Source organism: Gracilibacillus sp. JCM 18966, assembly GCF_055392695.1.
Genome location: NZ_AP043883.1, coordinates 1620068 through 1641413, shown reverse-complemented (window position 1 = coordinate 1641413; position 21346 = coordinate 1620068). Strand labels below are relative to the sequence as shown.

Annotated in this window: 21 protein-coding genes and 1 riboswitch; of the genes, 9 read left to right on the top strand and 12 right to left on the bottom strand. The window is 37.4% G+C overall.

Features of this window, described 5'->3' with window-relative positions; translation table 11 throughout:
* Positions 1-21 precede the first annotated feature (21 nt).
* A riboswitch (TPP riboswitch) is annotated at positions 22-132 on the top strand.
* 122 nt (positions 133-254) lie between these two features.
* Positions 255-728: an energy coupling factor transporter S component ThiW gene (gene thiW, locus ACZ5N5_RS07920; protein ID WP_430735801.1), complete on the top strand. Its 474-nt coding sequence runs from the start codon at positions 255-257 to the stop codon at positions 726-728.
* Positions 729-859: 131 nt separating this feature from the next.
* Here thiW and tnpA read toward each other — a convergent pair whose 3' ends face one another.
* The 6 genes from tnpA to ACZ5N5_RS07890 all read right to left on the bottom strand — a co-directional run bounded on the left by tnpA (position 860) and on the right by ACZ5N5_RS07890 (position 9021).
* Positions 860-1330, bottom strand: coding sequence for an IS200/IS605 family transposase (gene tnpA / locus ACZ5N5_RS07915; RefSeq protein ID WP_464372713.1), 471 nt, complete (start codon positions 1328-1330; stop codon positions 860-862).
* A gap of 227 nt (positions 1331-1557) precedes the next feature.
* The gene (locus ACZ5N5_RS07910) at positions 1558-1794 is read right to left on the bottom strand and encodes a DUF362 domain-containing protein (RefSeq protein ID WP_054788484.1); all 237 of its coding nucleotides are present in this window, start codon (positions 1792-1794) and stop codon (positions 1558-1560) included.
* A gap of 328 nt (positions 1795-2122) precedes the next feature.
* A complete protein-coding gene (locus tag ACZ5N5_RS07905; protein WP_109984716.1) occupies positions 2123-2962 on the bottom strand; it encodes an aldo/keto reductase in 840 nt (279 codons plus the stop codon).
* Between the two features lie 103 nt (positions 2963-3065).
* Entirely contained in the window at positions 3066-5426 is a 2361-nt protein-coding gene (gene helD / locus ACZ5N5_RS07900; RefSeq protein ID WP_464373595.1) for an RNA polymerase recycling motor HelD, read from the bottom strand.
* A 66-nt stretch (positions 5427-5492) separates the two neighbouring features.
* Positions 5493-7307 (bottom strand): ABC transporter ATP-binding protein, encoded by a 1815-nt coding sequence (locus ACZ5N5_RS07895; RefSeq protein ID WP_464373594.1) that lies wholly within the window; start codon positions 7305-7307, stop codon positions 5493-5495.
* Entirely contained in the window at positions 7294-9021 is a 1728-nt protein-coding gene (locus tag ACZ5N5_RS07890; RefSeq protein ID WP_464373593.1) for an ABC transporter ATP-binding protein, read from the bottom strand. The genes ACZ5N5_RS07895 and ACZ5N5_RS07890 overlap by 14 nt, the downstream gene beginning before the upstream one ends.
* A 201-nt stretch (positions 9022-9222) precedes the next feature.
* Between ACZ5N5_RS07890 and ACZ5N5_RS07885 the strand changes: the two genes are divergently transcribed.
* The 4 genes from ACZ5N5_RS07885 to phnE (ACZ5N5_RS07870) all read left to right on the top strand — a co-directional run bounded on the left by ACZ5N5_RS07885 (position 9223) and on the right by phnE (ACZ5N5_RS07870) (position 12594).
* Positions 9223-10137: a phosphate/phosphite/phosphonate ABC transporter substrate-binding protein gene (locus tag ACZ5N5_RS07885; RefSeq protein WP_464373592.1), complete on the top strand. Its 915-nt coding sequence runs from the start codon at positions 9223-9225 to the stop codon at positions 10135-10137.
* 75 nt (positions 10138-10212) lie between these two features.
* Positions 10213-10992, top strand: a complete 780-nt coding sequence (gene phnC, locus ACZ5N5_RS07880) for a phosphonate ABC transporter ATP-binding protein (protein ID WP_277677987.1) — start codon at positions 10213-10215, stop codon at positions 10990-10992.
* Complete coding sequence (gene phnE, locus ACZ5N5_RS07875; protein ID WP_464373591.1) at positions 10985-11785, top strand: phosphonate ABC transporter, permease protein PhnE; 801 nt, start codon at positions 10985-10987, stop codon at positions 11783-11785. The genes phnC and phnE (ACZ5N5_RS07875) overlap by 8 nt, the downstream gene beginning before the upstream one ends.
* On the top strand, positions 11785-12594 hold the full coding sequence (phnE, locus tag ACZ5N5_RS07870; protein ID WP_464373590.1) for a phosphonate ABC transporter, permease protein PhnE: 810 nt from the start codon (positions 11785-11787) through the stop codon (positions 12592-12594). The genes phnE (ACZ5N5_RS07875) and phnE (ACZ5N5_RS07870) overlap by 1 nt, the downstream gene beginning before the upstream one ends.
* Before the next feature lie 624 nt (positions 12595-13218).
* Here the strand turns inward: phnE (ACZ5N5_RS07870) and ACZ5N5_RS07865 are convergent.
* Both ACZ5N5_RS07865 and ACZ5N5_RS07860 read right to left on the bottom strand, forming a co-directional pair.
* Positions 13219-14136, bottom strand: a complete 918-nt coding sequence (locus tag ACZ5N5_RS07865) for a DUF1002 domain-containing protein (RefSeq protein WP_109984709.1) — start codon at positions 14134-14136, stop codon at positions 13219-13221.
* A 116-nt stretch (positions 14137-14252) separates the two neighbouring features.
* Positions 14253-14630 (bottom strand): RidA family protein, encoded by a 378-nt coding sequence (locus ACZ5N5_RS07860; RefSeq protein WP_054788483.1) that lies wholly within the window; start codon positions 14628-14630, stop codon positions 14253-14255.
* A 104-nt stretch (positions 14631-14734) separates the two neighbouring features.
* On the opposite strand from ACZ5N5_RS07860, the gene ACZ5N5_RS07855 reads away from it, so the two are divergent.
* Together ACZ5N5_RS07855 and ACZ5N5_RS07850 are read left to right on the top strand one after the other, a co-directional pair.
* Positions 14735-15136 carry a secondary thiamine-phosphate synthase enzyme YjbQ gene (locus ACZ5N5_RS07855; RefSeq protein ID WP_464373589.1) on the top strand — a complete coding sequence of 134 codons (402 nt, stop codon included), beginning with the start codon at positions 14735-14737 and terminating at the stop codon, positions 15134-15136.
* Between the two features lie 118 nt (positions 15137-15254).
* On the top strand, positions 15255-15629 hold the full coding sequence (locus ACZ5N5_RS07850) for a PH domain-containing protein (RefSeq protein ID WP_054788482.1): 375 nt from the start codon (positions 15255-15257) through the stop codon (positions 15627-15629).
* A 79-nt stretch (positions 15630-15708) separates the two neighbouring features.
* On the opposite strand, the gene uxaC is transcribed toward ACZ5N5_RS07850, so the two are convergent.
* Positions 15709-17109 (bottom strand): glucuronate isomerase, encoded by a 1401-nt coding sequence (uxaC, locus tag ACZ5N5_RS07845; protein WP_464373588.1) that lies wholly within the window; start codon positions 17107-17109, stop codon positions 15709-15711.
* A gap of 21 nt (positions 17110-17130) precedes the next feature.
* Positions 17131-18603 (bottom strand): tagaturonate epimerase family protein, encoded by a 1473-nt coding sequence (locus tag ACZ5N5_RS07840; RefSeq protein WP_054860723.1) that lies wholly within the window; start codon positions 18601-18603, stop codon positions 17131-17133.
* Between the two features lie 148 nt (positions 18604-18751).
* On the opposite strand from ACZ5N5_RS07840, the gene ACZ5N5_RS07835 reads away from it, so the two are divergent.
* Together ACZ5N5_RS07835 and ACZ5N5_RS07830 are read left to right on the top strand one after the other, a co-directional pair.
* Positions 18752-19744, top strand: a complete 993-nt coding sequence (locus tag ACZ5N5_RS07835) for a LacI family DNA-binding transcriptional regulator (RefSeq protein WP_109984704.1) — start codon at positions 18752-18754, stop codon at positions 19742-19744.
* A 50-nt stretch (positions 19745-19794) separates the two neighbouring features.
* Positions 19795-20232, top strand: coding sequence for a PH domain-containing protein (locus ACZ5N5_RS07830; RefSeq protein ID WP_054788478.1), 438 nt, complete (start codon positions 19795-19797; stop codon positions 20230-20232).
* On the opposite strand, the gene larC2 is transcribed toward ACZ5N5_RS07830, so the two are convergent.
* Positions 20224-20688 carry a nickel pincer cofactor biosynthesis protein LarC2 gene (larC2, locus tag ACZ5N5_RS07825; RefSeq protein WP_054788477.1) on the bottom strand — a complete coding sequence of 155 codons (465 nt, stop codon included), beginning with the start codon at positions 20686-20688 and terminating at the stop codon, positions 20224-20226. The genes ACZ5N5_RS07830 and larC2 overlap by 9 nt on opposite strands.
* The gene (locus tag ACZ5N5_RS07820) at positions 20669-21289 is read right to left on the bottom strand and encodes a TetR/AcrR family transcriptional regulator (protein WP_109984703.1); all 621 of its coding nucleotides are present in this window, start codon (positions 21287-21289) and stop codon (positions 20669-20671) included. Before ACZ5N5_RS07820 ends, larC2 begins: the two co-directional genes overlap by 20 nt.
* Between the last annotated feature and the right edge of the window lie 57 nt (positions 21290-21346).

Here is a 21346-nt window from a genome sequence, read left to right as displayed (position 1 = left end):
TTTCATTAAATTCTATACGTGTATAACTACTAGGGGTGCCAATGAATGGCTGAGAGAGAAGCACATGTGCTTTTCAACCCTTAAGGACCTGATCTGGTTTATACCAGCGGAGGGAAGTAGCTGATCTTACTATTGGTATGTGAAGCCAGGTCCATTTTGGAGCTGGCTTTTTATATTTTCCCTCTACTACCGTTTTCTATACACAAAAATAAGGGGAGAATATTGTGAAAAAAAGAACATTAATACTTACAACGATGGCAGTATATGTCGCGGTTGGAACGATTGGATCACAGTTTTTATGGTTTCCAACTGGCATCGCCAAAGCCTATCCTGTTCAACATGCCGTTAACGTGATGGCAGCCGTAACTCTAGGGCCAATTCCGGCTTTATTGATTGCATTTGTGATCGGTCTATTGAGAAATCTTCTTGGACTAGGTACACTATTAGCATTCCCAGGTGGGATGATTGGTGCATTACTTGCAGGAATTCTTTATCGACTAACAAGTAAGAAACAAATGGCAGCAGTTGGAGAAGTGATAGGTACAGGTGTTGTTGGTTCCTTTCTATCTGTCCCATATGCTTATCTCCTTATGGGCACTTCTGTTGGGGCACTTGCCTTCCTACCAGGCTTTTTAGTTAGTAGTGTCACTGGTGCTTTAATTGGACTTTTGATTCTATCAAAGATAAAAACTACGAATCTGTTACACCATCCACTTTCCTCTAAGTAAATCAAAACCACCAGTGTGAACTGGTGGTTTGCTCTGCGGCTGGAAGCCTCTATTACCGGCCTCGGCCTAAAAGGCCCACCGAACGGTTTCTCCTTTTGCACCACATTCACTCACTGATTCTAAAGAATCTCCTACTTCTTCTTATTTTTTTGTCCTATAAACGGATCAAATTCTTCGAATATAGTTAATTGATCCGACATGTAATCTTCTTTTAGCTGATTTCTAATGTATTCTTGTATTTGCTTTCTATTTCGTCCCACTGTATCGACATAGAATCCTCGGCATAAAGATTTTCTATTTCCATATTTATATTTTAAATTGGCATGTCGATCAAATATCATCAAGCTGCTCTTCCCTTTTAAATACCCCATAAATTGAGATACACTTAATTTCGGTGGGATACTTACTAACATATGGATGTGATCCGGACAAGCATTTGCTTCATGTATGATCACACCTTTTCGTTCACATAAATCGCGTATGATTTGACCTATGCTTTTTTTGTATTTTCCGTATATTATTTGCCTTCTGTACTTTGGTGCAAACACTATATGATACTTACAATTCCATGTTGTGTGTGCTAAACTATTCTTGTCCTTCATAGGACTCGCCTCCTTCTTTGGTGAGATTTAGTGGTCGGGAAACCAACTTTATCTTACCATGAAGTGAGGCTTTTTTGGCCCACGCTGAAAGCTTTCCGGAACCCCTCGCATAGCAAGGGGTTTTCAACAACATTAAGAAAATGCGACCATGCTTATGATGGTCGCATCTTGCTATTACTACGTTAGAAACTCGTCTTTTTTAACGAATAAGTTAGCTTTTTAATTTTCTAACGTGCAAAATATGCCTCTGCTTTTTCCAAGAAAACTTCCTGTTCAGGAGTAAGATCATACTCCTCTTCGATGGCATCCACTGGACAGACAGCTTTACATGCCCCACAGTCAATACACACATCAGGATCTATATAAAATTGATCTGGACCTTCTACAATACAGTCAACTGGACAAACAGTAGTACATTCACCAGCTTTTTCTGCCTGACAAGGTTCCGTTATTACAAAAGCCAATTCGAAACCCCCTTAAGTGTTTAAATCTATTAACTACGATATCTTATCTTCCTAGCATTTTGCAAGAAAAAGTGCCTGGGACAAAAGATTAGTAAGAAGGAAAAAATCCGAACGTTAATATTTCTGCACTGCAATCGCTTCGTCAAAATACTTCGCTTTCCGTGGGCACGGCGATCTGCTAACTTTGCAAAGAAAACCGCTTTGCAAAGTGGATCTTCAGCTCGTGCTGTTCCCACTGGAGTCTACGTATTTTGACTACGCGTAGTCAGAATATTGTTCGGATTTTGATTCTCTCTATTTAGTTATGTCCCAGCATCTTTCTTTTTTATTATCTCTTATCAAAATCATCTGGGTCTGGTCCGATACGCTCTTCCTTATTCAGATCAGCAATTAATTTCATCTCTTCTTCTGATAATTCAAAATCGAACACATCGGCATTTTCATGAATACGATGTTGTTTTACCGATTTCGGAATTGTCACAACCTCTTTTTGTAGATCCCATCGTAAAATAACCTGAGCGGTTGATTTTCCATGATGCTTCGCAATTTTAGTTATCGTCTCATCAGATAATATTTGACCTTGCTTTAAGGGAGACCATGCCTCTAGCTGTATGTTGTGCTTTTTACAAAATTCATGTAAGCTTTTTTGTTGTAGATGTGGATGGAATTCTACTTGATTTACCATCGGCACAATCTTTGCCTCAGTTAATAAATCCTCCAAGTGATGCTCTTTGAAGTTACTTACACCAATAGCACGAATTTTGCCATCCTGATATAGCTTTTCCATCGCCTTCCATGTTTCCTTGTATTTATTTTGCTTTGGTACTGGCCAATGGATTAAATATAAATCTAAATAATCTAAACCTAATTTTTGTAACGTCGTTTCAAAAGCTTGTAACGTTTCTTCATAGCCTTGATCTTTGTTCCAAAGCTTTGATGTGATAAATAGTTCTTCGCGAGGAATTCCTGATTCTTTTATGGCCTGTCCTACACCTTCTTCATTTTTATAGACGGCGGCAGTATCAATACTCTTGTAGCCATGTTCGAGAGCCCATTTTACAGAATTAATGACTTCTTCTCCATCTTCCACTTGGAAAACACCAAGACCAAACCAAGGCATTTCTACCCCATTGTTTAATGTTGTGGTGGATTGTAAACTTTTCACCATTTTCATTCCTCCCTTTGTTTCACTACGATATTATCTTCCCACAAAATGCTCGATAATGAAAATAAGTAGCTCAACTTAAATAGTGACCGTTTTGAAACGATCACTATTTTTTCGCCATAATCTCGTGAATTTTATAATGCTTGAATCTTGCTTTAGGTACCTCATCTATAAAACGGCTTGGGCGTCCAATAGAAAATAGTGCAAGCTCATGCATTGCTCTCGTGCATGCTGTATAAAACAGATTTCGATCTAAGGTGTGATGGAAGTTTTTGTCAGAAGCATTGCTCAGAATAACAGCATCAAACTCTATTCCCTTTGCAAGATATGCGGGAATAATCACAATTCCTTTACTAAAGGTATGTGCTTCTTGTGTCATTAAGCTGACAGGAATGCGATGACGTAGTCTTTCGTGTAATTGCTGGCATTCCTCCATGGTCTTACCAACAATGGCAATCGTCTCATGGCCCTGATCCCGAAAGAGTCGTATTTGTGAAATCATTTTTTCTTCTGCCATTTCATTTTGTTCAACTTCCATTAGAATAGGAAGATTCCCCTCTCTTTCGAAGGGTTCAATCAAATCACCATTAGGCATAAAAGCTTTCGTAAAAGATACAATCGGTTCTGTTGATCGATAGCTTTTCGTCAATACAATTCTTTCATGCTTTTCCTCTAATTTCTCAGATAGCAACGTCTCATTTTCTAGTGCATGAGCATAGATTGCTTGATTAATATCTCCTAATAAGGTCATCCTGCTAACAGGGAACATTTTTTTCAATAAAGCAAATTGAAATGGCGTGTAATCTTGTGCTTCATCAATAAACAAGTGCTGGATCGTACGTTGTGCGTTGAAACCGAGCAGACTTTTTTCGAAATAAATATATGCTGGAGCATCCTCCCATGTTAAAAATTTCTTCTTTAAATGATTATCTGTTAATCGGCATATTTCCTCCCAATGTGATGGAAGGGAAATGTTCTCCTTAACTTGGAAAGAAGGTTGAAATAATTTTCGAAATGTTTTTAATGGGTCAACAAAAGCCAATTTTCTTATTTTGAGACGAAGTGGTCTTAATTTACTTGCTACCACCCTTTTTCTTAATAGTGCCTCTTCCCGTTCATAATCATCAAAGGTATCCTCTGTGAACCGATTTTCTTCCTGTAATGTATGGTGGACATCGACATAATCTTCTTTTTCCAGCAATTCACTTTCCTCAAGTACCCAATCCTTTTCTCTTTCGTATTTTTCAACTTTTTTTAACTGATGTAATAACCAGTTAGCAACTTTTTCCAAACGTTCTGGAATAGAAAGGTTGGATTCTGTTCGATAAAAATATTGTTCGATTGCCTTCTTAGGAATAATAATCTGGCCACGAAAAGTAATATTTCGAAAAACTAAACCATTGCTTGCTAGCTGTGCTAAATAGTCATCGATCACATGCTTATAGGATAGACTAGCTTTATAATGCATTGCCTCTACTCTTGCTGTATAATCATCACCCTTTTCCTGCAAATAGTATTCCATTTGCTCAAAAGGGGTTTCTAGTTGAAAACTATCGTTTAACTGTAGGTGTAAGTATTGATAAAAAGTCATTTGCTGCATATTATCCTCACCTAGCTCAGGCAATACTGTCGCAACATAGCTATTGAACAATGGATTCGGCGAGAATAAGACAATCTGTTCTGAGGTTAAGGTCTCTCGATAACGATATAGAAGATAGGCCACCCTTTGTAATGCGGCAGATGTCTTACCACTTCCAGCAACTCCTTGTACGACTAATACCTTACTTCTCTCGTTACGAATAATTTGGTTCTGTTCTCGTTGAATAGTGGCCACAATGCTTTTCATTTTTGTGTTTGCCTGATTCCCCAATACAGACTGTAATAAATGATCTCCTATTGTCAGACCAGTGTCAAACATTCCTTTTAGTTCGCCATTTCTTATCATATATTGACGTTTTAGTGTTATTTCCCCGGAAATATTTCCTTGAACTGTGTCGTAATTTGCTGGACCTGGAGGAAAATCGTAATACATACTCGCTATTGGAGCTCTCCAATCATAGACTAGGAAATCATTTTCTTCTTTATCCAAAACAGAGGCAAGCCCAATATAAATTGGCAGCTCCTTCTCTTCTCTCTCTGGTCGAAAATCAATCCGTCCGAAATAAGGGGTATCCTTCAAACGCTCTAAAATATCTAGTCTTTCGCTTACCTGCCCATGGCTCCGCTCACGTTCGGAGAGGAATTCTGCTTGCTGCTTTATACTTGCTTCTGTTTCAATTTTATCATCCATTTCTTCTATATTAACGGTAACGTCTTCCCAGAAATCACGACGAATATCGATCACGTCTTTTTTTAGCTGCTTCGCCTTTGTTTGTAAAAGATTAATTTTGCGTTTAATTTCCGCTACTACTTCATCGACTCTTTTTTGTTCCTGTATTCGTTCATGCTTTTGTCTATCTTCCGTCATTTTTTCACCTCCATGACGCTTACTTTTACTATACCCAATAATTTCAAAAGTTTTATACCGGTAAAATTATCCATGACCAGTTTTTTGTTGTGTTGCTACTAGATTAGCATAAAAACCACCTTCATGTATAAGTGTTTGATGATTTCCTTGCTCTAAAATTTCTCCGTCCTTCAAGACAAGTATCAAATCAGCTTCTTGAATGGTGTTCAATCGATGAGCAATAACGAAACTAGTTTTCCCTTTCATTAATCGTTTTAACGCATCGGTTATCTTTATTTCGGTAATGGTGTCAATACTACTCGTTGCTTCGTCTAATATAAGAATGGATGGGTTGCGCAACATAGCTCTAGCGATTGAAATTAGCTGTCTTTGACCTTGGCTAATTCCATGTCCATTTCCTTCTAGTATCGTATCATATTGATCTGGAAGCTGCTCAATAAAGGAATGGGCATTGGCAAGCTTTGCTGCTGTCATCACTTCTTCATCTGTTGCATCAAGCTTTCCATACCGAATATTTTCTCTTATAGTTGTATCAAATAAATAGGCATCCTGTAAGACAATTCCTAGTTGATCACGTAAGCTTGCATAAGAAATAGCGGAAATATCCTGACCATCTAATAGGATACTGCCTTTATAATGCTGGTAAAACCCTGCTAATAAAGAAATAATGGTTGTTTTCCCCGCGCCCGTTGGTCCGACAAGTGCAATCGTTTGACCAGGCTTTGCATGAAAAGAAACATTTCTTAATACTTTCTCTTCCTCATTATATGAGAAAGTTACCTTTTGGAACAATACATCTCCGTCAACGTTTGTCAGTGATTGTTTCTTTTTCCTTTCCTCCGGCTCTTCATCCATTACCTCAAACACACGCTCTGCCCCTGCGACTGCTGAGAGAATAATATTAAATTGGTTGGCTAAGTCATTCAATGGTCGGGTAAACTGACGAGCATAAGTCGTAAAGGTAACAATGATTCCGATGGAGACACTTGTGGCGTTTGTAGATAATACAACCCAACCACCTATACCGACGATAATTGCAAAGCTAAAGTTGTTTAATGTATTCATCAATTTAGGAATAAATCCAGAATAGACTTGTGCCCAGTACCCTACATTTCGTAATGGTTGATTGTGGCTGTCAAATTGGTCGATTACCCTGTGTTCTTGATGAAATAGTTTTACCATTGTATGGCCAGATAAGGTTTCCTCTAAAAAACCATTCATTTTCCCCAATTCATTCTGTTGTTGTTTGAAATATTTTCCTGTTCTATTCGTAATCCACTTCATCCCAAAAAACATCATCGGAACTATCGTTAACGTCATCCATGTTAGCAATGGGCTAAGCCAAAACATGACAGCTAATGTTCCGACTAATGTCAATATACTCGTTGTTAATTGGATAACCGCTGTATTCAATGTACGACTGACATTCTCTATATCATTCGTCAGCCGACTCATCAAATCCCCACTTTGAGATTTTTGGAAATATAAAAGTGGTAAAAGAAGAACATGTGCAAATAAATCTTTTCTCATAGAATAGACAGTTTGTTGCGAAATCTCGATCATCCAATAATTTTGCAGGGCTAACGTTAGGGAATGAAAAATAAATACGACAATGAGAATACCTAAAATTTGTGAAAAAGTAAATAAGTTTGCCTCTCCTGTCATTGTATCAACAGCTACTCCTATAAAATAGGGGCCTAACAATCCTAGGATGGAGCTAAGAACAACAAAGAAAATAACAAGCCAAAATAACCAACGATCTGTTGCCATGTAACTCCATATTCTCCTCACCGTATAACGTAAATTTTTCACTTTTGGCTTTTTCCCAATCGGAGGGTGGTGTCTTGATTTAAGAATGTTAGATTGGTTACTCTGTTTCATTAGTTCCAATTCCCTCCTTCTTCTGGGATCTCCACATCTTTTGGTACAGTGGAAGCTTTTGCATTAATTTCTCATGTGATCCTATTCCTTTTATTTTCCCTTTATCGAGAATGATAATTTGATCGGCATCGATAACAGAACTAATCTTTTGTGAAACAATAAAGGTAGTACATTGTCGTTCACGAATGGCTTCTAGTACAAGGTGTTCTGTTGCAGCATCAAGGGCACTCGTACTGTCATCTAACAACAGAATACTTGGATTATCTGCTAGTGCACGGGCGATCGACAAGCGTTGCTTTTGACCACCAGATAAATTCACTCCTCGTTGACCAATTAGTGTTTCGTATTTTTCGGGTAATGTTTCAATAAAAGTATGTAACTGTGCTTCTTTCGCGACTTTTTCAATTTCATCGGCGGTTAAATGGTCATTCCCCCAAGAGATATTTTCACGGATCGTACCTGAGAAGAGAAACCCTTCCTGTGGCACTAGGGTGATATCATGTCGCACCTTGTTTCCCCACTTTTCAATTGGCACATGATCGATCTTAATCATACCACTTGTTGCTTGATACAAATAGGGAATCAAATGAAGTAAGGTTGTTTTACCAGAACCAGTTTCACCGAGAATACCAATTTTTTGCCCTGATTCTACCTCAAACGATATAGAATGTAATGTGGGTTGATCAGATTTCGGATATTGGAAGGATACTTTTTCAAAGCAAACCCCTCCCTTTACCAAGCCTTTCACCGAAGTGGTAGATACCGCATCATCTGTTGCAGTATGAAGAATTTCATTTATTCTGATTGCGGAAGCTCTTCCTCTTGAAAGGTTCATCAATAAAAAGGAAAAGACACCGAAGGAAGCAAGCATTCTTGTCGCATAATTAATGATTGCGACAACCTCACCTGCTTGAGCAGATCCTGATTCAAGCTGTACTGCCCCAAACCATAATAGGACAATCATGGCGATATTCATAATTAGCATCACAATCGGCATCACCATTTCCATTACCCATAAGGCTTTTTTATTTTGTTCCTTTAAGGAATGATTCACCTTAGAAAAACGTTTTTTTTCGAATCCAATCCGATGAAAAGCTTTCACTAATTTTATCGCAAGTAAGTTCTCACGAATAATGTTATTCACTTGATCGATTTTCTCTTGTACCATGCGGAAAAGATTCATTCCTTTTACCATGAGAAAAATCATAATGATAAACAATACTGGAATAGTGGATAATAAAATAAATGCTAATGATGGATTAATGGTAAAGGACATTACTATACCAAAAATGATAAATAATGGTGCACGAAGCATTATTCGCATAAAGGCAAACAGCAAGCCCTGTATTTGGGTAACATCATTTGTGAGCCTTGTTAATAAGGTAGATGTCTGAAACTGTTCTATCTTCATAGCAGAGAACATCTGCAATTGGTGAAACATATCTTTTCTGAGATCATAGCCAACACCTTGACTCACCTTTGCAGCAAAAAAGGAACTGCTTATTCCTGCAATAAATGCAGCCAGTGTCATGAATAATAAAATAGCCCCATAAAAATAAATCGTCTCCATATCTCCAGCTATAATCCCATCATCAATTATTTTGGACATAATCATTGGTTGGACTAATTCCACAATTAATTCAACAATCATGAGCGCTAATGCGATGAACATCGCCGTTTTATACAGCATGGCATATTGAAATACTTTTTTCATACTCTTCCCCCAAATCAGCTTACTTCTTTATTATATAGGAAGTAAAACGCTTACTCCATTTAATTGTATTTTTAAACTGACGTAAAATTTATAAATTTTTTGATAGTTTTGTTAGGTTTTGGTAAATACCCTAGATTTCCACATTTTTTGTATAGATAATACTATTGTAATGCAAAAAGATCTCTAGGGGGAAAAGAAAGAATGAAAAAAATAGGCTGGCTTTTTATTTCAATGATTGCTGTTCTAATCATTGCAGGCTGTGGTAGTAGTGACGGAGAAGCAAGCGGAGGTGGAGAAGGAACACCTGATAAATTGGTCATGGGATTCGTCCCTTCACAGGATTCGGATACGATTGCTGATACGGTAAAACCTTTAGCGGACAAGCTTGCAGAAAAACTTGGGGTAGAGGTTGAAGGAAAAGTAATGACAAACTATACAGCACTCGTTGAGGCAATGGGTACAAATGAAGTACAGATCGGTTTCATCCCTGCTTTTGCCTATGTATTAGCAAACGAAAAGCATGATGTGGAGGTAATTCTTAAGTCTGAGCGTTATGGCAGTGGAACATATAAAGCACAATATTTAGTACGTTCAGATTCGGATATTAAAAATCTAGAGGATTTAGAAGGAAAACTTTGGGCATATGGTGACCCTACCTCTACAAGTGGATACTTGTTCCCAGCTGCACAAATAATGGACGAGTTTAATGTGGAGAATCCTGAAACAGACTTCTTCAGCAATTCCATTCAAACTGGTGGCCACGACAACTCAGCAATTGCTGTCTACAATGAAGAAGCTGATGTGGCAACAACTTTTGATGATGTTCGTACAGAATTAGAAGAAGAATACCCAGACATAATGGATAAATTAAGCGTTCTTACGTATACCTCTGAAATTCCAAATGATACGATTTCTGTCACAAGTGAACTAAATGATGAATTTGTACAAAAAATAAAGGATACCTTCTTAGGCTTTAATGAAGAGGAAGAAATGATTAAAATTATGAATGATGTATACAGCTGGGATGCTATTATTGAAGCTGAAGATAGCGAATATGATGTTGTAAGAGACACGTATGAGAAATTTAGTGACTCCATTAGTATCAATGATCTTTAAAATTTTGAAAATAACAGGAGAGAGCACGCTCTCTCCTGTTTTTCCATCTAATTAGAGAAAGAAAGGGACAGTGTCATGATTGAATTTCAGAATGTTTCCCTTGTCTATCCCAACGGAACCCAAGGGTTGAAAGATATCAATATTAAAATTAATCAAGGAGAATTTGTTGTTATTGTCGGACTTTCTGGTGCTGGTAAGTCAACGTTTATACGGAGTATTAATCGACTAGTGACTCCAACAGACGGAGCGTTATTAGTAGATAGCAACGATATTCTTCGTTTAAAAGGCAAGGAGTTACGCAAGCTCCGAACGAAGATCGGCATGATTTTTCAAAACTATAACCTCGTTAGGCGTTCGACAGTAATGAAAAATGTTATTTCCGGTAGATTGGGTTATACCGGAACATGGAAAAGCATTTTTAATATTTTTTCTAAAGAGGAACAACTACTTGCTTATGAAAACTTAAAGAGAGTAAATATTGAGGAAAAGCTCTATAATCGTGCCGATGAATTAAGTGGCGGACAACAACAAAGGGTAAGCATTGCTCGTGTCTTGACACAACAGCCAAAATTAATTTTGGCAGACGAGCCTGTCGCAAGCCTTGATCCTCCTACCTCTCATCAGGTCATGCAATATTTAAAGCAAATTAATCAAGAAGACCATATTACAACGATTGTTAATTTGCATTTTATCGATATGGCAATCGAATATGCAGATCGTATTATCGGCATGCGAGCAGGTGAGATCGTATTCGATGGGCCAGCGAGTGAAGTGACGGAGAAGACATTTGAAGAGATCTATGGTCGAGCGATCCGTGAAGAGGATAAGCGTGGAGGAGGGGAAATCGATGGATAAGGAAGCATCCTTCATTCCTCGGGGTCTATACCCTCTCAGAACAAAACGAATTTTTACTATTTCTGCTGTTGTTGTGATCGGCTTTTATTTACTTAGTTCCATCATTACTGAATCCTTTATTATTGATTTTTTCATCAAAATTCCGAACGTCTTTGGCCTAATCGGTGATTTCTTTCCACCAGATTGGGGATATGTCGAGCAAATTTGGCCAAAGTTGTTTGAAACAATCCATATGGCGATTATTGCAACAACTCTTGCCGTATTGATCAGTATTCCTTTTTCCCTATTAGCTGCTAGAAATGTCATGACTAATTCCATTATTTATCAATTTATGCGATTTATCTTAAATATTATTCGCACCATACCTGACATTATATTAGCTGTAGTTTTCGTTGGATTATTCGGAATTGGCGCTTTTTCTGGTATTATCGCTTTAATTATTTTTGCCGTTGGAATTCTAGTAAAATTAATGAGTGAAATTATTGAAGCAATAGATATGAATCCTACGGAGGCGATTCGATCAACTGGAGGAAATGCACTTCAAACGATTAGTTATGCGATTGTACCACAAATCCTACCCCAATTTATCTCTTTTAGTTTATATGTTTTTGAGATTAATATACGGGCATCTGTCGTTCTTGGACTCGTCGGTGCAGGTGGGGTTGGACAATTAATCAATAAAGAAATTAATTTCATGAACTATCCTGCTGTAAGTACGATCGTTATCATCATTTTTGTAGTAGTTGTCATCATTGACTTCATAAGCGCAAAGTTAAGGGAGGGTCTTTTGTAATGGCGAAAAATGTTGAAATTACCCTTCCGACAAAACCACGAAGTAAATGGACTTTAATAAAACGAATCATAACTTTGATAATTATTGTATGGATTTATATTTGGACGATCTCAAGTGTTACGATTAAATGGGATGTCATTTTTAGTTCAAGAACAATGGAGAATTTTGATCGAATAATTCCAAGATTTTTCCAACCTGCATGGCAGGAAACCTCTTCTATTTTCGGTAAGATGTTCGAGACAATTTTTATTGCCTATACTGGCTCATTAGCTGCTGCTGTTCTTGCGGTTCCACTTGCCTTTTTATGTGCCACCAATATTGCACGAAATAAATTTTTAAATAATATCGGAATGTGGATTCTCGGGGCAGTTCGAGCTTTTCCTGAAATTATTTTGGCGATTATTTTTGTTGCGGCTGTTGGCCCAAATGCTTTTGCCGGAGTACTTGCCATTGCGATTGGTTCAACTGGAATGTTAGGAAAATTGTATGCGGAAGTAATAGAGTCGATCGATATGGATATTATGGAAGCATTGGAAGCAAGCGGTGCGAATAAATTACAAATCCTTTTTTATGGGATTTTACCACAGGTCTTGCCCGAGTTTTTATCCTATGCTATTTATCGGTTTGAAATCGATGTTCGCGCATCCTCTGTTCTTGGTATTGTAGGGGCAGGAGGTATCGGAACACTCATTACGTTTGCTTATATGAATCGGAACTGGGAAGAGGTCGGAATGATCCTTTTAGTTATTATTATCACTGTCACGATCATTGACCAGATTTCTGGGTTTATCCGGAAAAGATTAGTATAGGTGGATGTTCAATTGTAATACGTCTGTGTTCTTGCTTGAAGCTATGTGGACATCCTTATGGCGGGAGTATTTGTTAAAATGTATTTTATTAGGGTTTTAATCATTACTTCGGCGAGAGGCTTCGATTGAAATGCGTTTTATCCGATCTTTAACCATCATTTCGACAAGAGGCTTCGCTTATAATGCGTTTTATACGATCTTTTAATCATCACTTCAGCAAGGCGCTTAGATTATAACGCGTTTTATACGATCTTTAATCATCACTTCGGCGAGAGGCTCCGCTTATAATGCGTTTTATACAGGCTATAATCATCACTTCGGTGAGAGGCTTCGATTGAAATGCGTTTTATCCAGGCTATAATCATCACTTCAGCAAGGCGCTTCGCTTATAATGCGTTTTATACGATCTTTAATCATCACTTCGCAAAGGGGCTTCGCTTATAATGCGTTTTATACGATCTTTAATCATTACCTCGGCAAGGGGCTCCGTTTATAATACGTTTTATTATGGTAGTATTCGTTCTTGTTTATCAAATGCTTCAATGCACGCAAGAATATAAAAATTGCACAAAGAAAGCACTGCCTAAACATGCGCAGTGCTTTCACCAAGCTAAGTCAGATTCATCAATTAAACAATCCTCTAATTCCATCAACGATATTTTTGAAAAAATCCTTGACTGATTGCCAGAATCCTTCTGTATCTCCACCGGTCACTTCATCTAATTTTCCTTTTAAATCACTGACAATACTATCTAACTGATCGGTCACTTTACCGAAATCAATATTGATATTACGCATTTTTTCAAATAGGTTTGTTAGCATTTCTCTATCTTCTGGACTCAACTCTATATTTAATTTCTCTAATTGTTCACTAACAATTCTTTCGACATCTTCTTTAGTTGCAGGATTTTGGTCTGCTATTTCCTGCTTAATCTCTGTTAATAGTTGACTAACCTTTTCTTTTTCAATGCCAGATTGCTCAGTAAGGTCTGTTGCGACATCTAATTCCTCGTTCGCTACTTCCATTCGTTCTTGATCTAACTGCTCCCCATCAACATTAAAGGCTTTGTAAATTCCTGTTAAAGCAGAATGGCCACTTACCTTTAAAGGAGATGCCACTTCAATTAGCGCGTTTTCTACTCCAGCTGTCAGTAAAGCATTGGCATACATCTCATTAGTTACTTGGGTAATATTTTCTGGGTTTACAATATTAACAACAACACCATAACCCTCATTTTTACGTGTAATTTTGGCAGAAGAATACATGTTGGAGCTTGGGTCGCCACCAATAAAATTCACTAGGTCCTCAGCTGTAACGATATATTCCTCCACTTGGTCTGGATCGGTTGCTTTTAGTAAGCTTCGAACCTTGTCCTTTTGTTCCTCAGACAGAGCCTCACCGAGTACGACCTTTGGTTTTCCGTTACGCTCATCTATTCCTACATCATCCGTATTGGTATTACCTTCACTAGCAAAAGCTACTGGCACGATAGCTAGTCCTATCAAAGCTGTTAATACAAGCATCCAAATTAACTTTTTCATAGATTTTCTCCTTTTTCTTAGACTTACACTTATATTATGCAGGATTTATGAAAATATGGGAAGAAAAAAGATAAATCTTCTTTCTAACAAAGCTACTAGAAAGAAGACTATCTACATTACTTTTTGGCGATAACATCCATCTCTACGCCTACTCCTTTTGGTAGTTTACTCACTTCTACCGTCGCACGAGCAGGGTATGGCTCTTGTAAAAACGTTGAATAAGTTTCATTAATTGTCGCAAAGTTATCCATATCTGTAATATAAATAGTAAACTTTGCTACATTCGCAAACGTTAGTCCTGCTTCAGAAAGAATTGCTTGAAGATTTTTCATCACCTGCTCTGTTTGTGCCGCAATATCTCCTTCCACTACTTCCATTGTTTCTGGATCTAATGGAATTTGACCAGATACGAAAACTAAATCTCCAATATCTATTGCTTGTGAGTATGGCCCTATTGCTTGTGGGGCTTTATTTGTATGTAGTGCTTTTACCAAATGAATCGCATCCTTTCTATCATTTCCTTCACTTGAAATTTTAACATAGAAACGATTTTTAGTAGAATATTTATAGAGACATTTTTAGAAAGGGTTGAGAACAAATGGAAAAGCTATTCCCATTAAAAACGAGCAAACATGATGAGATGATTGATATTACGTCACATGTTCAGCAATTCATCCGGGAAAATAATGTTGTAAATGGAATTATCATTGTTTCATCGTTACACACGACTGCTGGAATTACGGTAAATGAAAATGCTGATCCTGATGTTAAAACAGACTTCCTACGCCGTTTAGATGAGGTTTACCCTTGGGAGCACCCGAAGGATTTGCATATGGAAGGAAATACGGCTGCCCATTTAAAAGTGAGTACAGTTGGGCATAATCAAACATTAGTGATCTCAGATGGAGAACTAGTGCTTGGAACATGGCAAGGCGTATATTTTTGTGAATTCGACGGACCTAGACATCGGAAATTTCATGTGAAGCTGATCGAAGGATAGCATATCATTTACTACATCTATGCTATTATTCCACTTTTCGCAATAAAGAAAGTGCATGATAAATCGTTCTTGATTATATAATAAGGCAAAGGATAAACAATGAAGGAAGGTTTTAAAGATGGGATTTTTAGATGGACTAATGGGAAATGCTTCTGAAATGAAAGTGAGTGATATCGAAAAGGAATTCCCCACCACTTTAGCACAAGGCGAACAAGTGGAAAAAGCCTACAAATTGATTCGTGATCTGTTTATTTTCACCAATAAACGATTGATTTTAGTGGATAAGCAAGGCGTCACTGGAAAGAAAACAGAAATCCTTTCACTTCCGTATAAAAATATTACCTACTTTAGTATTGAGACTGCTGGGAGCTTTGATTTAGACGCTGAATTAAAAATATGGGTTTCTGGAAGCTCTACTCCATTTCAAAAACAGTTTAATAAAAGCTTGAATATTTATGAGGTTCAGAGTGTATTAGCTAGTTATGTTTTATAGAGGCAAAACAGCCCTTACATGCATTCATCCACGAATGCATGTAAGGGCCGAATAAAAACCATCAGAGCAAAGCACTCCATTAAAAACCAAAATACTCTTTTGCATTATAATAAGAAATATTTTGGACGATTTTTGTTAATGTTTCTTCATCATTAGGATATTCCCCATTTTCCACCCATTCACCAATCAAATTACACATGATGCGGCGGAAATATTCATGACGTGTATAAGATAAAAAGCTTCGCGAATCTGTTAGCATACCGATAAAGCGACTGAATACACCGATATCTGCTAATGTTTCCATTTGGTTAATCATGCCAAGCTTCGTATCATTAAACCACCATGCGGTTCCGAATTGCATTTTCCCAGGAATCCCGCCACCTTGGAAGCTACCAATAAGTGTCGCAATCGTCACATTATCACGCGGGTTCAATGAATAAAGAATCGTTTTCGGTAAAGCATCCGCTTGATCTAATGAATCTAATAGTTTCTGTAAAGGCTTTGCTAAAAGATCATCATTCATCGAATCATACCCAGTATCTGGTCCTAATTCATTAAACATTCTCGTATTGTTATTTCGATGGGCATTAATGTGGTATTGCATCGCCCAGCCCTTTTGGTGATATTGCATTCCTAAGAAGGTAAGGGTATAGGATTTATATTTTTTTTCTTCTTCTAAACTAACTTTATTGCCTGCTAATGCCTTTTCAAAAATACTAGCAACCTCTTCTTCAGACGCTTCTTCATACATCATCACATCCAATGCATGATCCGAAACACGCCCACCGATTTCATGGAAGAAATGGATACGATTAGCAAGTGCCTTCAAGAAAGCATCATAGGAATCAATGGAAATACTAGATGCTTCTGCTAGCTTTTGTACCCATGGAAGGAAGGTTTCACGATTAATTTCTAGTCCTTTGTCTGGGCGGAAGCTTGGTAATACCTTGACATCAAAATCAGCATCTGCCTTAATTTTTTCATGATATTCAAGGGAATCTGTTGGATCATCTGTTGTACAGACCACCTCCACACCTGATTTCACAATAAAATCACGAACATTCCATTCACCACTATTTAATAGATCATTTACTTTATTCCAAATCGCTGGTGCAGTATCTTCATTTAAAGGCTCTTCTATACCGAAATATCTTTTTAGCTCGAGATGTGTCCAATGGTACAGTGGATTACCTATTAGCATTGGGACAGTTTTTGCCCATGCTAGAAATTTCTCATAATCACTGCCATCACCTGTTACGTACTTTTCCTCCACACCATTTGCACGCATTGCACGCCATTTATAGTGATCTCCATATAGCCATACCTTCGTAATATTTTCAAATTTCGTATTCTCATAGATTTCCTGAGGACTTAGGTGACAATGGTAATCAATAATTGGTAGATCCTTCGCATAATTGTGATAAAGTTTTTTAGCAGTTTCATTGGTTAAGACAAAATTCTCGTCCATAAATGCTTTCATTTTATCCCTACTTTCTCTTGATTAAAGTCCTAATAAGTCTAAGTGACGACCAATATGCTTCACTAAGCCTTGACGATACGTATCTTCATTATTCAATAGGGTATCAAAAAATTCTTTGCGGAATAAATCCTCACCTGCTTCATTTTTTGCTGTTAATAAAATTCCATAAGTGACATGGAATAATTGACGAGCTGCATCATGATCCATATATGTTGGTAGATCAGCGTCAGCCGTTTCATTTAATGGAGCAATACTGTCTAAATCAGGTGTTACATGATAATATTTTAATGTTTCTTCAAAATGATCCTCTGCATATACATGCATACGACGATACAGATCCGGATTCTCTACAGCAATAACACGAACAGCCTCTAACCAGTTCGTTCCTGCTGTTTTGATGTGCAATAACCCTTCTGTATACTTACCAATTATCGGGAATACACTGAACTTATCACTACCTGAGTGGATGCTTAGCTTATAACCGAAGTATTTAGCAATCTCTGCATGTTCATGCAATTCCTTTTCAAATTGCTCCAGATCACCGATATAATCAATTCCCTTTTGGAACTCACCGCAAAATCTTGGTGCTAAGCTTTGTACTGTAACTCCTCTTCTTCTTAACTCCTCTGCCACAAAGAAATGAGCCTCTGGTGCTGTTACAGTTTCTGTTTCATCAATGGAAATCTCAAAATCTATTGCTTTTTCCGCCTTTGAAATATACTCATTATAGACATGCTCCATAAAATCTATTGCTTCTCCATATACTAAAACGTTTTTCGCTAAGCTTTCATCGTCAAATGTAATATTCAAGCCTTGTACTTCAAATGTTTTGTTCAAATAATGGTTATAATATTCTTTTCGATCGACAGGTAATCCAGCATATTCCTTTTGAGCATCCTCAACGTCATTTCGGATCTGCTCTGAGCAATCTAATGTAATAAAACTAAAGCCCAATTCTAGAGCATATTCTATGTCCTTTTCTAGTTTGATATGATCTGCATCGGCACCATATCCATCCTTATAGCCTTCCTGGAACACAGCAAAGCTTGCTGCATCTAATATATCTGTCATTGTTCGATTTAATAGGGTTAGTTCTCGAATACTTTGTTGTGCCAAAATTGGTTTTACCTTGCGATTTCGTGTTGTTTCAATATGGCCAGGGGATGCCACACCCAATCGATCTCCAAGTCCCATTGTCGCTATTTCTGTACCAAATGCTTGAGGTACCGTGTAAGCAAAAAATTTATTTAGGACTATACGGTTTTCATGTGTTAACCCACATACTTTTCCACCTGCCACGGTGTCACCTGTCAGGCTATTGAATAGTTCTCCTTGCCCTGCAGCAACTAAATATTTTTCTGTTCCTGCTTTTGCCATTATCACATTTGTTCCATCTTTTTGTTCAAATGAGCTTTCATAAACCGAGATATGATTATTAGAGGCTGGTTGCTTACCTTGCGCTAATGCCTGCACTACATCTGTAAATTGTTCCACTATGTCTCCACTCCTTTTAAATTACATGTTAACGGTTTCAGTTATTTTCAAAAAATAAATAACAACGTTGTTATTTTTATGATATACTATTTAAAAATAGAACACAACCAATAAATAAATATTTTCTAAGAAAGTTATAGGTGATGTTATGTCAATAACCATTAAAGATATTGCTAAAGTGGCTGGTGTTAGCTATTCGACGGTATCAAAAGCATTGAACAATAGCCCGCTAGTAAAGGAAGTAACCAAAAGAAAAATCATTCAAGTCGCTGAAGAAATGGGCTATGAACCAAACTTAGCAGCTAAGCAGCTCGTTCGCAAAAAAACGGAAGTAATTGGACTACTTTGGCCAACTATTGAACGAATTGTACTAGCCACTTTAGTTACGAATATAAGCAAAGCCTTTGAAGCAACTCCATACTCGATGATTTTATCAGTTGATCAACCAGAAACAGCCATTGAAACCTTTAAAAAATTTCAAGTAGATGGCATGATTGTGTTTGAGGAATCGACCAGTTCACCGATCACCCAAGAGAATATACCAATGGTAGCCTATGGTGTGTCGGAAAAAAGAACCTCCTCCTATCCGATTATTGACGCTAATCACGAAAAAGCCATGCAGCATGCAGTCCAATATTTGTACGAGCTTGGACATCGGAATATTGCCTACATTGGTCTCCATGAAACAGACGATGTGCTTCAATTAGAAAAAGTTGAAGGATACACAAAGGCGATGAAGCAGCATGGTTTAACGAGGCATACTCAAATTATTGATGCTGGAGGATTAAATTGGTTTGATGGATATAGTGCTGTAAAAGAGATCTTTCATCAACAACAGCAACCAACAGCAATTATTGGTGGAAGCTATGATATTAGTGGAGGTATTCTAAGAGCCCTTCAGGAGAAAAATCTGGAGATTCCAAAGGATATTTCCTTGATTAGCTATGACAATATCCCACAAATGGAAACATTAGAGGTACCCATGACGTGTATCGGTGTACCTGTAGATTTATTAGCAGAGGAAATCGTCCATGCCATTATTGAACAAATTGAATCAAAGGAAGAGAAGAATTTAGTGAAAAAACTATCCCCCATACTAACAGAAAGGGAAAGCTCAGGTCCTGCTCCAAAGAAAAAATAAACGAAACCATTTTACCTCCTATTCCGTAATCAGTCGTAGGAGGTAATTTCATGGTATTTTATTCAAAACTAGACCGTTCTTTTGCCTTATTGATTGGTATCGCTATGATGATTATCACATCAGTTACTCTATTACCGTTGTTTTTAGATCCTCATATTACACGATTAGATGTAGCAATTTTATTATCCATTCTTCTATTGTTAATCGGAATCATCATTTGGCCATTTATCGGCATAAGGTATGTGCTTACAAACGATTATCTTTATGTAAAAGGCGGGCCATTCAGAAGTAAAATTCCATATGGCGATATTACTAAAATCACTTCAACTAACGATATGTTAACAGGCTACCGCATTATGTCGTCTAAGGATGGCGTTGAAATTTACTATAAAAAAGGAATGTTAGGTAGTGTGAAAATTTCACCTTGCAAGAAGGAAACATTTTTACACGAGCTACATAAAAGGTGCCCCCATCTTTCATTATTTTAGCTGTTGCCAAACTGCTGCATAGATATCCTTTAATGGAACTTGATGCAGCTCTGCTAGCTTACGACAATCTTCATATTCAGGGGATGCTTGGATTACTTTCCCTTCCCAAATCCCCTCTTTTATCGTTACTTTTCCCCACTTCGTATCGATTGTTCGCATTTGCCTTTCCATTCGATAAACGGTAAGAGGATAGTAGCGAATACCAAGTGTTGTCGTTTCGGTAAGTATAATCTGCTTAATATTCTCTAAAATATTCTTTTTACAAAGGACTTGGAGTTGTACAGCTGGACGATTTTTTTTCATATAAATGGGTGTATAATATACATCATTTGCGCCCATTTCAAATAATTGATCCATCACATATCCTAGCCATTCGCCAGGTGTATCATCTAAGTTGACTTCTACCTTTAGCATCTGTTCATCTGTGTGCTCATGATTAGGAGGATGTAGACTCATTTAGATCATCTCCATTCCATAATGTTTTTAAATGGTACCTCAATGTTGCTATCATTTTTTCATACGTATAAATAGACGGATAGAGTAGATGGTGGGAAGCCATTCCATCTACTAATGGGTGCAAGCGATTTGCCTCCATTTCTAGGTCAATGTCCTTTTTTAATAAATGTTGGGAGTATAGGAATTCTAAAACCCGATACAATCCTTGATGCATATTTTGATACGTTTTTTCTCCAACAGAACGAAGGCTTTGATCGACAAGGGTTTTGGCTGAAAAAACAAACCACACCTCCATTTCTACCCTACGATCAGAGTCAATTGGTAGTACTTCGCTAATAGCATCCATTGCTATTTCAAAGGGGGAGCCTTTGTAATTAGTCGAATGCGTACGATCCATTACCCGCTGTACGACTAGCTCCATTGAAAATTTTAATAATTCAGACTGTGTTGTAAAATAATGTCGTAAGGCCCCAACCGATAAGCCTGATTCTTGTGCTATTTTTCTAACCGTAGCTTGCTCAATTCCTTGCTCGACGATTAACTTCCAGGTTGCTTCTGCAATTTTTATTTTTCTTTTTTCATGATCCACGAATTTTGGCATATTTTTATTTTAACACACTTGTATTATTTAAGAAATGTGATATGATTTAATACAGTT